At 62.7% G+C, this 13,279-nt stretch carries 17 protein-coding genes; 8 read left to right on the top strand and 9 right to left on the bottom strand.

Annotation, left to right across the window (positions count from 1 at the left end):
* Positions 1-5: 5 nt before the first annotated feature.
* On the top strand, positions 6-821 hold the full coding sequence (locus QMA15_RS07820) for a mycofactocin-coupled SDR family oxidoreductase (protein ID WP_069145543.1): 816 nt from the start codon (positions 6-8) through the stop codon (positions 819-821).
* Between the two features lie 6 nt (positions 822-827).
* Here QMA15_RS07820 and QMA15_RS07815 read toward each other — a convergent pair whose 3' ends face one another.
* Both QMA15_RS07815 and QMA15_RS07810 read right to left on the bottom strand, forming a co-directional pair.
* Entirely contained in the window at positions 828-1,466 is a 639-nt protein-coding gene (locus tag QMA15_RS07815) for an LON peptidase substrate-binding domain-containing protein (RefSeq protein WP_003940076.1), read from the bottom strand.
* The gene (locus QMA15_RS07810; RefSeq protein WP_069145544.1) at positions 1,466-1,942 is read right to left on the bottom strand and encodes a DUF309 domain-containing protein; all 477 of its coding nucleotides are present in this window, start codon (positions 1,940-1,942) and stop codon (positions 1,466-1,468) included. Before QMA15_RS07810 ends, QMA15_RS07815 begins: the two co-directional genes overlap by 1 nt.
* A 140-nt stretch (positions 1,943-2,082) precedes the next feature.
* Between QMA15_RS07810 and QMA15_RS07805 the strand changes: the two genes are divergently transcribed.
* Complete coding sequence (locus QMA15_RS07805; RefSeq protein ID WP_007730031.1) at positions 2,083-2,427, top strand: YciI family protein; 345 nt, start codon at positions 2,083-2,085, stop codon at positions 2,425-2,427.
* 6 nt (positions 2,428-2,433) lie between these two features.
* Positions 2,434-3,675: an RNA polymerase sigma factor gene (locus QMA15_RS07800; protein ID WP_069145545.1), complete on the top strand. Its 1,242-nt coding sequence runs from the start codon at positions 2,434-2,436 to the stop codon at positions 3,673-3,675.
* 8 nt (positions 3,676-3,683) lie between these two features.
* Here the strand turns inward: QMA15_RS07800 and QMA15_RS07795 are convergent, their stop codons facing one another.
* The 3 genes from QMA15_RS07795 to QMA15_RS07785 form a co-directional block, all read right to left on the bottom strand.
* Positions 3,684-5,096, bottom strand: a complete 1,413-nt coding sequence (locus tag QMA15_RS07795) for an FAD-binding oxidoreductase (RefSeq protein WP_069145778.1) — start codon at positions 5,094-5,096, stop codon at positions 3,684-3,686.
* Positions 5,097-5,157: 61 nt separating this feature from the next.
* A complete protein-coding gene (locus QMA15_RS07790) occupies positions 5,158-5,736 on the bottom strand; it encodes a hypothetical protein (RefSeq protein WP_046379359.1) in 579 nt (192 codons plus the stop codon).
* A 35-nt stretch (positions 5,737-5,771) separates the two neighbouring features.
* Positions 5,772-6,371, bottom strand: coding sequence for a TetR/AcrR family transcriptional regulator (locus QMA15_RS07785; protein WP_046379358.1), 600 nt, complete (start codon positions 6,369-6,371; stop codon positions 5,772-5,774).
* A 140-nt stretch (positions 6,372-6,511) separates the two neighbouring features.
* Here QMA15_RS07785 and QMA15_RS07780 point away from each other — a divergent pair, with 140 nt between their 5' ends.
* From QMA15_RS07780 to QMA15_RS07770, 3 genes are all read left to right on the top strand, one after another.
* Positions 6,512-7,657 (top strand): acyl-CoA dehydrogenase family protein, encoded by a 1,146-nt coding sequence (locus QMA15_RS07780; protein ID WP_290283828.1) that lies wholly within the window; start codon positions 6,512-6,514, stop codon positions 7,655-7,657.
* A gap of 78 nt (positions 7,658-7,735) precedes the next feature.
* Positions 7,736-8,497, top strand: a complete 762-nt coding sequence (locus tag QMA15_RS07775; RefSeq protein ID WP_003939707.1) for an SDR family oxidoreductase — start codon at positions 7,736-7,738, stop codon at positions 8,495-8,497.
* A gap of 97 nt (positions 8,498-8,594) precedes the next feature.
* Positions 8,595-9,242 carry a TetR/AcrR family transcriptional regulator gene (locus QMA15_RS07770; protein ID WP_019745481.1) on the top strand — a complete coding sequence of 216 codons (648 nt, stop codon included), beginning with the start codon at positions 8,595-8,597 and terminating at the stop codon, positions 9,240-9,242.
* Positions 9,243-9,244: 2 nt separating this feature from the next.
* On the opposite strand, the gene QMA15_RS07765 is transcribed toward QMA15_RS07770, so the two are convergent.
* Positions 9,245-9,706 carry an SRPBCC family protein gene (locus QMA15_RS07765; RefSeq protein ID WP_019745480.1) on the bottom strand — a complete coding sequence of 154 codons (462 nt, stop codon included), beginning with the start codon at positions 9,704-9,706 and terminating at the stop codon, positions 9,245-9,247.
* A gap of 89 nt (positions 9,707-9,795) precedes the next feature.
* On the opposite strand from QMA15_RS07765, the gene QMA15_RS07760 reads away from it, so the two are divergent.
* Positions 9,796-10,407, top strand: coding sequence for a TetR/AcrR family transcriptional regulator (locus tag QMA15_RS07760; protein ID WP_020909261.1), 612 nt, complete (start codon positions 9,796-9,798; stop codon positions 10,405-10,407).
* A gap of 6 nt (positions 10,408-10,413) precedes the next feature.
* Here QMA15_RS07760 and QMA15_RS07755 read toward each other — a convergent pair whose 3' ends face one another.
* Positions 10,414-10,992 (bottom strand): TetR/AcrR family transcriptional regulator, encoded by a 579-nt coding sequence (locus tag QMA15_RS07755; protein ID WP_021331899.1) that lies wholly within the window; start codon positions 10,990-10,992, stop codon positions 10,414-10,416.
* Between the two features lie 82 nt (positions 10,993-11,074).
* On the opposite strand from QMA15_RS07755, the gene QMA15_RS07750 reads away from it, so the two are divergent.
* On the top strand, positions 11,075-12,004 hold the full coding sequence (locus tag QMA15_RS07750) for a DMT family transporter (RefSeq protein WP_269577147.1): 930 nt from the start codon (positions 11,075-11,077) through the stop codon (positions 12,002-12,004).
* Here QMA15_RS07750 and QMA15_RS07745 read toward each other — a convergent pair.
* Both QMA15_RS07745 and QMA15_RS07740 read right to left on the bottom strand, forming a co-directional pair.
* Entirely contained in the window at positions 11,991-12,812 is an 822-nt protein-coding gene (locus QMA15_RS07745) for a tyrosine-protein phosphatase (protein WP_070796057.1), read from the bottom strand. The genes QMA15_RS07750 and QMA15_RS07745 overlap by 14 nt on opposite strands.
* A 38-nt stretch (positions 12,813-12,850) precedes the next feature.
* On the bottom strand, positions 12,851-13,264 hold the full coding sequence (locus tag QMA15_RS07740; protein WP_279164206.1) for a phage holin family protein: 414 nt from the start codon (positions 13,262-13,264) through the stop codon (positions 12,851-12,853).
* Between the last annotated feature and the right edge of the window lie 15 nt (positions 13,265-13,279).

Raw genomic sequence — 13,279 nt, 5'->3', positions numbered from 1 at the left:
CGGCCATGACACAACTCTTGGCAGGCAAGGTCGTCTTCATCACCGGTGCAGCGCGGGGTCAGGGACGCAATCACGCGATCCGACTCGCGCAGGAAGGTGCCGACGTCATCGCTGTCGACGTGTGCGCGTCGGTGTCCGAAGACGTGGGTTACGCGGCCGCAACGGAAGCCGACCTCGACGAAACGGCCCGTCTCGTGCGAGCAGAGGGGCGCGAGATCGTCACCGCGGTAGCGGATGTACGTGACCTCGAGGCGCTGCGGGCGGCGGTGGCGTCGGGCGTCGACAAGTTCGGTCGCCTCGACGTCGTGATCGCCAATGCGGGCATCGCTACGTGGAATCGTTTCTGGGAAATGCCGGAAGAACAGTGGTCGACGCTGGTGGACATCAATCTCAATGGTGTGTGGCGCACGATGACAGCTGCGGTTCCCTCGATGATCGAAGCCGGCAACGGTGGTTCCATCGTGATCGTCAGCAGTGCTGCCGGCGTCGCCGAAGCGCCTGGTTGTGCGCACTACTCGGCGGCCAAGCACGGCCTCGTGGGTTTGGCTCGCACTGCTGCAACGGAATTGGGAAGCTTCGACATTCGAGTCAACAGCATCCACCCTGGCGCGGTGGAGACCGAGATGGGCAACGATCCCAACGTCGGTAAGGTACTCACTACTCATCCGGAGTACATGAACTCGTACAAGTGGCCGCTCACGTCCGTCCCACGCACCACCATCGAGGACATCTCTAACGCCGTGGTCTACCTTGCGACGGACCTCTCCCGCGCGGTCACCGGGACGAAAATCGTCATCGACATGGGTCAGACGATGGCGTAGTTGCGCTCAGAGGAGATTGAACTGCGCGACCTCGATGGTGTTCTCGACTGCCTCCGAGAGTGTGCGAATACGTTCGTCGGCGCCTGGCGCGGTCAAAATCGCCAGGCGATCGGCGTCACCCATCGGAATGCTCCTGGCGAGGGCATACAGCCGAGAACCCAGCGGATCCAAGGGATCCGGTGGGACGGGCATTCGCGGAGTCTGTTCGCCGGCCCGAAGTGCGAGCTTTCCCAACATTCCGTACATGAACTCGATGCGCTCGAGGAGCGAGTCGTATTCGTAAGCAGTGACTGGTGTTCCGTTGTTCTCGTCAGGCCACAATTCGACCTCGGCAAGTGGGTAGGGATCGTCCGGCAGCCATCGATTGACCCGGATGCGGTCTTCGGTCCGGCAATACAACTGATACCGCCCGGCACCCATTGCGACATGAGACTCGATCCGAGCCAGAGTGCCGACGTCGTGGCGTGATTCGCCGCCACCGACCTCGTGGCCACGAGCGATGAGCACTACTCCGAACAGTGGGCCGTCGGCAGCTTCGAGAACGTTCTCTACCAGTGCGCGGTACCGAGGCTCGAAGATGTTCAGTGGCAACACCTCACCCGGAAGCAATGCAGAGCCGAGCGGAAACATGGGGAAGATGGGCATCAGGGGATTCTCAACCTCGGAATCGGAGGGGCGGGGAAATCGCCGGGGCGATCGATTTCAGCGAGCAAGTGCTCGGACCACATCAGCAGGCCGGGGATGTCGAGGCCGTGCGGGCTTTCCACTTCGTAGTGCCTGATGCGCTCGTGACCCTGGCCGAGAAGTGAGACGGCACCGGTGTTGTTGCCCCGAAGTAGATGGGTGAGCCCGACGGCCAATTGAGCCAGTCCCTGCCACAGGTCACGCTCCTCGGCGGGAGCGTCCTTCCACGTTCCTTCGAAAATTTCGTGCGCGTGAAAAGGCATCCCGTGGTCGAGAAGACGCTGAGCCTCGGTGATCGACTCGTCCGGAGGGAGGCGCACATCGTCGGGAATGCGCGGGACGCCGCCCGCTGCGTCACGTGGCAGTGGACGGCCGAGTCCGTCGCGGGGCCGCGAATTGAGGGGCTTTCCAGCGGCGTCCCGGTCGCGTTCGGTCATACACTCAGCCTAACGGCAGCACCTCGGACGAACCCGCCGAAAGTTTTTTCGAGTCGCCTGTCGATTCCGGGGAGAACCGTTCGTCGTCATGTTGTAAGGCAAGAAAGCCGGAAGAGAAACAACAGACCAAGGAGTCAGTCATGAAGTACATGTTGCTCATCTACACCGCGCCCGGCGGAGACACCGAACCCCAGTGCACGTTCGAGGACTGGCAGCAATACGACAAGGAAATGAAGGATGCCGGTATCTGGGTGTCCGGCGATGCCCTCGCCGACCTGACGACTACGACAACGGTTCGGGTCTCGCAGTCCGGAGAAAAGACCGTCACCGACGGACCCTTCGCTGAAACCCGTGAGATCCTCGGCGGCTACGACGTCATCGACGTTCCTGATCTGGATGCGGCGCTGGCCTGGGCCGCGCGGTGCCCCGGCGCGCGCGACGGCGGTAGCGTCGAGGTGCGTCCACTGGCCGGGTTCGGGGACTGATTCGCCGTGGACGAGCAGGCCGAGAACTCCATCGAGTCAGTGTTCCGGGAGGAACGTGGACGACTCTTGGCCTCGCTTGTCCGCCGTTTCGGTGATCTGGATCTGGCCGAGGAAGTTACCTCCGAAGCCGTCGAGGCCGCGTTGGTGCACTGGCCGGTGGACGGAGTGCCGGCCAAACCCGGCGCCTGGCTGCTGACCACGGCGCGTCGCAAAGCCGTCGACAGGCTTCGTCGTGATCAGGCCTATGCGGCGCGATTGGCGGTGATGCAGGTGGACGCCGATCGTGCCGACCCGGCGCCGCCCACGGTCGACGGAGAACTTCCCGACGAGCGGTTGCAGCTGTTCTTCACCTGCTCGCACCCGGCGCTGGCCGAGGACGACCGAATCGCACTCACCTTGCGTTGCCTCGGCGGGTTGACGACGCCCGAAGTTGCTCGGGCCTTCCTCGTTTCTTCGGCGACCATGGCGCAGCGGATCGTGCGTGCGAAGAAGAAGATACGTCAGGCTCGGATTCCCTTCCGAACTCCCTGCGCCGAAGAACTCCCGGAGCGCCTGCCCGGTGTTCTGCAGGTGATCTACTCGGTCTTCACCGAGGGGTACGCCGCCAGTTCGGGGCCGGATCTGCAACGCGTCGACCTGGCGGTAGAGGCGGTCAGGCTGGCGAGGATCCTGCGCGCATTGCTTCCCGATGAGCGCGAGATCGCCGGGTTGCTTGCGTTGATGCTTCTCGTCCACGCGCGTCGGGATGCCCGTACTGACGCCGGTGGCGGGATCGTCCTCCTCGAGGACCAGGATCGCGGGTGTTGGGACCAGCCGATGATCGAGGAAGGCAGCGACCTCGTCGTGGTCGCGTTGACCGGGGGAGCGCCGGGGCCGTACGGGGTGCAGGCTGCCATCGCCGCATTGCATGACGAGGCGGCGGATGTGGAGAGCACCGACTGGCCGCAGATCTGCGCGCTCTACGGAGTGCTCCTCACGTTGACGCCTTCGCCTGTCGTCGCAGTCAACAGGGCAGTGGCGCTGGCGATGCGCGACGGCGAGGAGGTTGGGCTGGCAGCGTTGGAAGAACTGGCAGCGGAGCCCAAACTTGCCGACTACCACCCGTATCACCTCGCGCGCGCCGAACTGCTCGCGCGGTTGGGGCGCACCGACGCGGCAATGTCTGCATACCGACGTGCGCTGAATTTGGTTGGTACGGAACCGGAGCGGGCCTACTTGGAGCGTCGGCTCGGTGAGATATCTGACTGATCAGCGCGTCAGATCAATTCGAGTCTTCGGGCCATGTCGGACACAAAAACACCTGTCGGATCGATATTTCTGCGCATCTGGATCCACTCGTCGATTCGCGGATACATCGAGTGGAAGTTCGCCGCGGTAGTCCGAGAGTCCTTGGCGGTGTAGAGGCGACCGCCGAATTCGAGTACCCGTTTGTCGAGGGAAGCGACGAACTCACCCAGGCCGGACTTGATCGGGAAGTCGAAGGCCACGTTCCACCCGGACATCGGAAAGCTCAGTGGGGCAGCGTTTCCCTCGCCGAACAGTTTGAAGACGTTGAGTGCCGAGTAGTGCCCCGAGCCCTGGATGTCGCGGATGATGCTCTTGAATTCGTCCACTGCCTCGACCGGCACCACGAACTGATATTGCAGGAATCCCTTGGACCCGTACGCGCGGTTCCACTCGCCGATGAGGTCGAGTGGGTGATAGAACTGCGTCAGGTTCTGCACCTTCCCGACGTAGTTGCCACCGGTGCGGTAGTAGAACTCGCCGATCGCTGACGCCGATAGCTTGTTCATCAAGCCGTTGGGGAAAACATCCGGTGTCGTGAAAAGTTGTGGCGCATCGAATTTCAACGGGTTCTTCTGCAATTTCAGCGGAAGCTGGTCGACGGTCGCCAACGAACCACGCGTGATCGAGGCCCGGCCGAGCTTCGGCGGCGCACTGACTGCATCGAACCAGGCGCTCGAATACGTGTAGCCGGCTTCGCTGCCGTCGCTGTGAAAAGCGACGGTTTCGTCCAGGCTTGCGGTCAGTGCGCCGTCGTTGACGAAGTATGCCGTTTCGGTCGGCGTCATCTCGAGGGTGACGCGCAGGATGATCCCGGTCAGTCCGATCCCGCCGACGGTAGCCCAGAAGAGTTCGGATGTCGGGCCTTGCGGCTCCAGTGTTCGGATACTGCCGTCAGCAGTGAGCAGATCCATCGAGCGGACATGATTTCCGAAGCTGCCCTCGGTGTGGTGGTTCTTGCCGTGAATATCGCAGGCGATCGCTCCGCCGATGGTTACCTGGCGTGTTCCGGGGAGTACCGGTACCCAGAGACCGAATGGTAGCGCCGCGCGCATCAGTTGATCGAGAGAGACTCCCGCGTCCATCTCCACGAGACGGGACTCGGCATCGATCTTGTGAATTCGACGGAAGGCAGTCATGTCGATGACCAAGCCGCCGGTGTTCTGCGCGTTGTCTCCGTAAGACCGGCCCAGACCACGAGCGATGACTCCACGTCGGAGGTGCAACGGCTTGTCCGCGTTGTCGTCTGCGACGCGGGCGACGGCCTTTGCGATCGCCTCTACATCAGGAGTCGAAACGACATGCGAGGTAGTTCGGGCTGTGCGACCCCAACCGCCGAGGACGGTGGACGCAGAGGTTGGCAGATCGGGGGCGTAGTCGGACACGAAATCCGAGGGTACCTGTTTGCGGACCAACTGGTCTGAAACCGATGGATGCTCGGTTCGCCTATCGCGGGACGTCGAGATCGAAGTACAGGGTCTCGGACCAGTAACCGAGGCCGAGCTCGCGTAGCGGTTCCTCGACGCTCTCCTGAGTCGGCGTGAACAGCCGCTCCCAGAAGCGCGGCTTGGCGGGTGCGAGTGTGGCCAGCGCCGCCTCCATCTCGGCGTCGATGTCCGCCAGACCGGTCATCAGGGCCGTGCCCTGTTCGGCGAACGGTTCGTCGTCCATGTCGAAGATCTCGCCACACTCGAGGACGAAGTAGTGGTCGGGCTCGGTGTGGCTGCGCAGGAAACGCAGCGCATCGCCGGCCATCGTGCCGAGTTCGGGGTGATCGATTCTGCCGAGGAAGTCTTCGAGCCGGGCGATACCAGGACCACAGGCCGCGGTGACCGCGATCAGGTCTGGGGTGTCGTCCCAGATGATCGACTGGTGGGCGAAGGGATTCACGGACACAAGGATCCTCGGGACCAGCGGTATCGCGTACGACCACTCGGAGATACCGGTGAGACCTCGGGCGCGAGCGGCAGCCGGTTTCTCATGCGGAGCAACAGGGGTCGAGTAGAGATAGGTGCGGTTGGCCACTGGCCGAGTCCTTTCTGCGGTCGGTGTCACCTGATTCAGGCGGCGCCCACCATCCTCAATGCCAGGTCTCCGTACAGTTTTCCGATGTCTTCCGGATCCGTGTAGTTGCCGGCCGGGAACCAGCGGCACACGTCGACGCACAGGGACATCAAGGCGAGGGTGACGCCTTCGGCATCGGGGATCGTGAAGTCGCCCGACTGGACGCCGGCGTCGACAACCTCCCGGACCACCCGCGTCGTGCTGCGGCGAAGCGCGACGACGGTTCGGTAGTGCTCTGGTGTGAGTGCAGTGAGTTCGTATTGGACGACGCGAGCGAGTGAGTGGTGCCCGGCCTGCCAACTGGCGAAGGTGCTGACCAGTTCCTGGAGGCGAACGGACGGCTCTTCACCCGGTCTGTCGGCGCCCTCGACCACCTTCAACGCTTCGGTGTGCCCTTCGAAGCTGATCGCGAAAAGCAGCTCTTCTTTCGAGCGATAGTGCGGGTACATGGCGGCGGGACTCATGTCGAGTCGTGCGGCGATGTCACGCGTGGTGGTGCCGCCGTAGCCCGCGGAGGCAAAAGCGTCCACGGCTGCCGCGCGGATACGGGCCGCAGCTTTGGAGGGGCTGATCACCACGTCAGGTGAATCGCTCACGGTTTCCTCCAGGTGTGACGGATTTCGATGTTGACAATATCCCGCTCTCGATTCACTATAAGCAGATGCTTAGATTCTAAGCGGATGCTTAGGAACATCGTTACATGTGGCATTGCCACGCCGAAAGGAAGCAACTCGTCATGCGTCGCACTCTGTACGGACCCGATCACGAGGCATTTCGCGAATCTGCCCGCGAATTCGTCAACCGGAACATCCTTCCGGTCGCAGAGAAGCTGATCGACCAGCGCTTCATCGATCGTGAAATCTGGCTCGAAGCGGGACGCAACGGCTTCCTCGGACTCGAGGTTCCAGAGGCGTACGGCGGAAGCGAAGCCGGCGACTACCACTTCAACGCTGTTCTGGCCGAAGAACTCTCGCGTGCCAGTGCAGCTGTTGCCTCGAGCTTCGGCATCCATGCCGACGTCGTTGCTCCGTACCTCGTTCAGCTCACCACCGAAGAGCAGAAGCAGCGTTGGCTGCCCAAGTTCTGCACCGGTGAGATGCTGACGGCCATCGGCATGACCGAGCCTTCCGGCGGATCCGACCTCGCCTCGCTCAAGACCACTGCGGTCAAGGACGGCGACGACTGGATCATCAACGGCTCCAAGACCTTCATCACCAACGGCTACAACGCTGATCTCGTGATCGTGGCGGCGCGGACCAGTCCCGAGAAGAAGTCCAAGGGCATCACGCTCTTTGCCGTCGAAACCGGCATGGAAGGTTTCGAGCGCGGACGCAAGCTCGACAAGGTCGGCCAGCACGAGTCCGATACCGCCGAACTGTTCTTCGAGAACGTTCGCGTGCCGTCCACCAACATCATCGGTGAGATCGACCGCGGGTTTATCCACATGATGGAAATGCTGCCGCAGGAGCGCGTCGGCGCTGCGGTGTCCAACATCGCGCACGCTGCTCCGATCCTCGAAGAGACGCTGCAATATGCCAAGGACCGCAAGGCTTTCGGTCAGCCGATCGGCTCGCTGCAGTGGAACAAATTCCTTCTCGCGGATCTCGTGACCCGCATCGAGGTCACCCAGGCTTACGTCGACAACTGCGTCGCAGCACACGCTGCCGGCGAGCTGACCGCCATCGACGCCGCCAAGGCGAAGTGGTGGACCGCGCAGGTTCAGAACGAGGTCCTCGATCACTGTGTTCAGTTGCACGGCGGCTACGGCTTCATGACCGAGTACCGCGCCGCTCGCGCGTGGATGGACGCCCGCGTCACCAAGATCTGGGCCGGATCCAACGAGATCATGAAGGAACTCATCGGCCGCGATCTCGGCCTGTAATTTCGCAACTGCAGTCCATATGTCACTGCAGTCCATACGTCACTTCCCGAACCCGACGACACAGGAGCATCACCGCGCATGTCTGTTCTCGACAAGTTCTCTCTGACCGATCGAGTGGTCATCGTGACCGGTGCGTCGTCGGGCCTCGGGGTGGCGTTTGCGAAAGCCGCAGCAGAGGCCGGCGCGGATGTCGTCCTCGCTGCTCGCCGCGTCGACAAGCTCGAAGACACGGCCAAGCTCGTGCGTGACGCAGGCCGCGAAGCGTTGTGCGTGGCCACCGACATCGTCGATCCGGCTCAGGCTCAGAACATGGTCGACGCCGCGATGGAGAAGTTCGGCCGCGTGGACGTACTGGTCAACAACGCCGGCGTCGGAACCGCTGTTCCGGCAACCCGTGAGACCCCGGACCAGTTCCGCGCCGTCATCGACATCAACCTCAATGGGTCCTACTGGGCAGCGCAGGCCTGCGGCCGCGTCATGCTCCCGGGCAGCTCCATCGTCAACATCTCGAGCATTCTCGGATTGACGACCGCCGGACTCCCACAGGCCGCCTATGCGGCGAGCAAGGCAGGCGTCGTCGGATTGACCCGTGACCTCGCACAGCAGTGGGGAACGCGCAAGGGCATTCGCGTCAACGCGATCGCGCCAGGCTTCTTCAAGTCGGAAATGACCGACCAATACAACGACGGCTACTTGGACGCGATGGCTCCGCGCCTGATCCTCGGCCGCATGGGCGATCCTGAAGAGCTCGCGGCCACCATGGTGTGGCTCGCGTCCGAGGCAGGCGGATACGTCACCGGTCAGACCATCGCCGTCGACGGAGGAATCACCATCACCTGACGCCGATGCCGAGATGTCGCCGGCTTTGCCGTATAAGTAGCTGGTGACCTCTCGCGCCGAACCTCAGGAGAACTGGGAAGACCGTCCGCCACCATCCATGGCTGCGACGGAGCTTCTGCGTGACCTGCCGGTGACGGCGCGCGGGGTCCGGACCAGGGCTTCTCTGGTTGCGGCAGCCCGGACGGTGTTCGAGCGAGCGGGGTACCTCGACGCCCGGCTGACCGACATCACCAAGGAAGCGAACTGCTCCACCGGCACGTTCTACACCTACTTCGACAACAAAGAGCAGATCTTCGCCGCAGTTCTCGACGTTGCGCAGGAAGACATGCTGCACCCCGGCATGGGACGGGTCCGCGACGTCGACAATCCGTACGCGGTCCTCGAATCGAGCAACCGTGCCTACCTGACGGCTTTTCGCCGCAACGCCAAACTGATGGGTCTGCTCGAGCAGGTATCGCACATCGATCCGGCCTTCGCGAAACTGCGTCGGGACCGAGCCGAGACCTTCATTTCTCGTAATGCCCGAGCCATCGAACGCTTGCAAGCAGCTGGCAAGGCAGACGGCTCGTTGGATCCGCTGTTGGCTTCCCGAGCACTGTCGGCGATGGTGAGCCGTCTTGCCTACAGTTCGTTCGTCTCCGAGGAACCTGGCGCCGACGGCAACCCCGTCCCGTTCGAGGACGTCGTCAAGACGGCTACTCAGGTGTGGGCCAACGCGCTGGGCCTCGAAGGCGACCGCGGGTAGTTTCAGCCTTCGCCGCGGGCCGCGAACTGCTGCTCGAGGCTGTGGCGCAACGTCTCCTCGCTGTTCCTGACAGCGTTTTCGACGAACGGCCCGATCAAGCGGCCGAGAGCTTTGCCGGCAATGCCGCCGGGGAGTTTGTAGGCGAAGTCGACGGAAAGCTCGGTCTTGGAATCGTCGATCGCGGCGAACTCCCACGTGGACGAGTTGGATACACCGCCGAGCGAAGACAGCTTGATGATCCGATTCTTCTCCCACTCGGTGACCTCGAGCTTGGAGCGCAACGTGCTTGGCCCGATCTGCATGGCCGCGTCGAACGTGGCGCCGAGCCCCTGATCGAACTCTCCGAACGGTGTGAACTCGGAAACACCGAACATCCACGTCGGGACGTTGCGGTAGTCGTCGATGTAGTCGAAGGCGACATCAACCGGCACGGCAGCAACCGCGGAGTGGCGAACATGGATCATGACTGGTCCCTGTCTTTCGGTGAACATCGACTGTAACCAATGGCACCGACGCGTTCGGCGGCGGCGCAACGGCGATCTACGGTATCGGTATGACGAACGAGCTTCCGGTACGCGGGTCCTGGCGCGATTACGAAGACCTGGGACTACCGAAACCGCTCGCTGCGGCGCTGGAGGCGTTCGTCGAGCAGGGCTATCACGGGACTTCGATCCGTGACGTCGCGTCGCGGTCCGGGCTGTCGGTGCCGGGGCTCTACCACCACTACCCGTCCAAGCAGGCTCTGTTGATCGGACTGGCGACCGTGGTGATGACGGAGTTGTTGGAGCGAAGCCGCGCCGCCGAACTCGATGCAGGGGACGATCCCTCGGACCGCTTCGACGCGGTGATCGAATCTCTGTTGCGGTTCCACATGTTTCGACGCGAGCAGTCGTTCGTCGCTTCCTCCGAGATCCGCAGCATGGAGCCCGACAGTCGGGCTAGTTACATCGCGCAGCGCGACGAACAGCAGAAACAGGTGGACCGGATCGTCCTCGACGGCGTTGCTTCGGGCGTGTTCGAGGCCGACCATCCCGAGGATGCCAGCCGAGCTGTCGTGACGATGTGCGTCGCCGTCGCGGTGTGGTACCGACCGGACGGTGAGTTGTCTCCGGACGAGTTGGTGGAGAGGTATCTGGAGATAGCCCGTCGGATGGTGGGGGCGTAGGGGCGATCACCCGGAATGCTTCAGCATTTCGAGGGCCGCATCCCGGCCGACGTCGAAGGGGTCAGTGCCGATACCGATACCGTCTGCGACGAGGGCGCCTTCGTGAAGCAGCATGATTGCCTCGACGAGACGTTCGTCGGCTTGCCCGTCCGTCGCCAGAATGCGCCGAAAGACGTCCAGCATTTCCTGCTTCTGTTCGGCGATGACAGCGAACACCGGATGTGACCGATCGCTGAACTCGGCGTGAGCGTTGACCATGCTGCAACCCTTGCCTCCGCTCGCCTTGGACCAGGAGGCGGAAGCGTCGAATGCCGCACTCAACTGCTCGGCGCGGCTGTGCCCGGCTGATGCGAGCTTCTTGTCGCGAAAGGCTCGCCACCGCCGATCTCGATCCTTCAAATATTCCACGACGAGGCCGTCTTTCGAGCCGAACCGCTCGTACAGAGTCTTCTTCGTGACCCCGGCGTCCAGTGCGACGGTATCCACGCCTACGGCGTGAATTCCCTTTTCGTAGAACAGCTTCGATGCCGACTCCAGAATGCGACGTGCTTTCGGAGTCAATTCGGGTACGGATTCGTCTGCCATGGACAAAAGTATACCGATCTGTATAGTCGACTCCATGAGTAAACAGATCGGTATACCTCGGATCGTGACCTCGAGATCTGCCGTGACGGCCACCTTGTCGGTCCTGTTCGTCGCGTGCTGGAGTTCGGGATTCATCGGAGCCAAACTCGGCGCCGGCAGTGCAGAGGTCCCCACGCTGCTGATGTGGCGTTTTCTCCCGCTTGCGGCGGTACTGGTCCCGATTGTCTGGCTGTCCGCCCGGCGCCGGAAAACGATGCCGACACCGCGGGCTCTCGGCAGGCAGGTGGTGATCGGAATACTCTCCCAGAGCGGCTATCTGTTGTCCGTGTACTGGGCAGTCGATCTCGGCGTGAACACCGGAACCACAGCGCTGATCGACGGTATTCAGCCGCTGGTGGCCGCCGCGCTGCTCGGCCCGGTCCTCGGCGTCGCGGTCCCGCGGATGCAGTGGATCGGATTGGCGATCGGACTGGCCGGCGTCGCGATGGTCACGGCAGCCGACGCCGGGGCGGGTACATCGGCCCCGTGGTGGGCGTACGCGATTCCGTTCCTGGGAATGCTCAGCCTCGTTGCATCCACCTTCGTCCAGCAACGCGCTCCCGCGTCCACACCGCCACTGCAGGCCTTGGCCATCCACTGCTCAACCAGCGCAATAGTTTTCACAACTCTGGCGATCGCCTCTGGTGCTGCCGTACCGCCGAGTGTCAGCATATTCTGGATCGCATTGCTCTGGTTGATCGTGTTGTCGACCTTCGGCGGATACGGGCTGTACTGGTTGTTGCTTCGTCGCATCGGCATCACGTCCGTCAACACCTTGATGTTCTTGATCGCCCCCGTCACCGCGGTCTGGGGCGCACTGATGTTCGGAGAATCCTTCACTCCGTTCACCGCTCTCGGCTTGGCGGCGGGCATCGTCGCCGTCGTCGTGGTCACCCGGGTGGACAATCGACCGAAGAAGCAGGACGAGAGCACGGATTCCTGCCCGGCAAGAGCTCCGATCACGTCGCGCTGACGAAGCCCGATCGTGATGTGAACCGCTCGCGGAGCGCGGTGATTTGTTCTGCGGTGAGCTTGAGTCCGTTGATTGCGTAGTCCTCGACTGCGCCGAATTGCGTGCGCATTTCGTCGAGCGCGGCGTCGAAGTAGCTGTCGCGGACTCCGAGGAGCGGCCGGAGCAGTTCTCCGTCAACGCCTTTGCTTGCGGCGAAGTCGAGGATCGGTTCCGTCATAGGTGCCAGATCGGTGTTCGTCTCCAGGTAGTCGGCGCGTACATCGGCTTCGTCGGCGCCGAGGAGGAGCAAGAAAGAGGTCGCGGCCCACCCGGTGCGATCCTTGCCGGTGGTGCAGTGGAAAAGTGCTGCACCGGTGCGTTTTTCGTCGATGAGGTCGAGATAGAACGCGCGGTAGGCGTCGAGGGCGGACGGCAGGCTGACGAAGTTGCGGTTCGCTTCCTCCATCTGTGCGATCCCACGTCCATCGCTGATGGTCTCGGCGTACGCGACCGGGTCCGTCATGAGTAGTCCGGTGGCCGCGGCGTTTTGGGCATTGTCGGCGAGTACGTCGAGCCAGACCGTCCGCGTCGAGTCAGGGAGATTGTCGAGTGCGCCGTCGCGCTCGGCAGCGGTCCTCAGGTCGTAGACCGTCCGGACGTCCAAGTCGGCGACCGCGGCGACGTCGTCGCCGTCGAGTTTCGCGAGCGTCGCCGAACGGTAGAGCGCGCCGGCGCGGACGGTGCCATCAGCAACGGGAATGCCACCGAGATCCCGGAAGTTCGGAGCGGTCTTCAGGAGAACGCGACGATCGAGCGGGTGAGTTGGCATGGCTGACTCCTTGTGGGTTCCGTTTCCGAACTGATCATTCATGCCTTCTGCACACTGCGCACGAGCTTTTCGGCATTGCGTCTCTTGATCCACTTGTCGATGACGAGAGCCATGAAGATCCATCCTCCCAACGCGGTGATCACCCACACGATGATCGGGGCGAGGATCCAGGACCCGACGCCGCTGATCGCAATGCCGTCGGGGACCAGGGTCGCAACCCAGAGCGCGAGCAGCGTGGCGACCAAGCCGACACCGCCCGCGAGCGGAGCCGCGTAGTGCAGTGCCACGCTGAGCACGAATGGGCCGAGAATCATGTGGGCGAGGGTGAATACACCGATAGCGGCCAAGAAACCGTTCACGCTCAGGCTGACCCCGGGAAGAGCGAAATGCACGACGATCAGCGCGATCGCGCCGAGTACACATTGCGAAATGAGCTGAAATAACAGACGCATGGCTTGTACCTCCGT

Origin of the sequence: Rhodococcus sp. APC 3903 (assembly GCF_030407755.1) — a bacterium.
GTDB lineage: Bacteria > Actinomycetota > Actinomycetes > Mycobacteriales > Mycobacteriaceae > Rhodococcus_F > Rhodococcus_F erythropolis.
This window is presented reverse-complemented; position numbering and strand designations above follow the sequence as displayed.

Excerpts from the sequence above, each read along its gene's own strand:
- QMA15_RS07820 (WP_069145543.1), top strand. The coding sequence starts at position 6 with ATGACACAACTCTTGGCAGGCAAGGTCGTCTTCATCACCGGTGCAGCG.
- QMA15_RS07815 (WP_003940076.1), bottom strand. The coding sequence starts at position 1,466 with ATGCCCATCTTCCCCATGTTTCCGCTCGGCTCTGCATTGCTTCCGGGT.
- QMA15_RS07810 (WP_069145544.1), bottom strand. The coding sequence starts at position 1,942 with ATGACCGAACGCGACCGGGACGCCGCTGGAAAGCCCCTCAATTCGCGG.
- QMA15_RS07805 (WP_007730031.1), top strand. The coding sequence starts at position 2,083 with ATGAAGTACATGTTGCTCATCTACACCGCGCCCGGCGGAGACACCGAA.
- QMA15_RS07780 (WP_290283828.1), top strand. The coding sequence starts at position 6,512 with ATGCGTCGCACTCTGTACGGACCCGATCACGAGGCATTTCGCGAATCT.
- QMA15_RS07775 (WP_003939707.1), top strand. The coding sequence starts at position 7,736 with ATGTCTGTTCTCGACAAGTTCTCTCTGACCGATCGAGTGGTCATCGTG.
- QMA15_RS07770 (WP_019745481.1), top strand. The coding sequence starts at position 8,595 with ATGGCTGCGACGGAGCTTCTGCGTGACCTGCCGGTGACGGCGCGCGGG.
- QMA15_RS07765 (WP_019745480.1), bottom strand. The coding sequence starts at position 9,706 with ATGATCCATGTTCGCCACTCCGCGGTTGCTGCCGTGCCGGTTGATGTC.
- QMA15_RS07760 (WP_020909261.1), top strand. The coding sequence starts at position 9,796 with ATGACGAACGAGCTTCCGGTACGCGGGTCCTGGCGCGATTACGAAGAC.
- QMA15_RS07755 (WP_021331899.1), bottom strand. The coding sequence starts at position 10,992 with ATGGCAGACGAATCCGTACCCGAATTGACTCCGAAAGCACGTCGCATT.
- QMA15_RS07745 (WP_070796057.1), bottom strand. The coding sequence starts at position 12,812 with ATGCCAACTCACCCGCTCGATCGTCGCGTTCTCCTGAAGACCGCTCCG.
- QMA15_RS07740 (WP_279164206.1), bottom strand. The coding sequence starts at position 13,264 with ATGCGTCTGTTATTTCAGCTCATTTCGCAATGTGTACTCGGCGCGATC.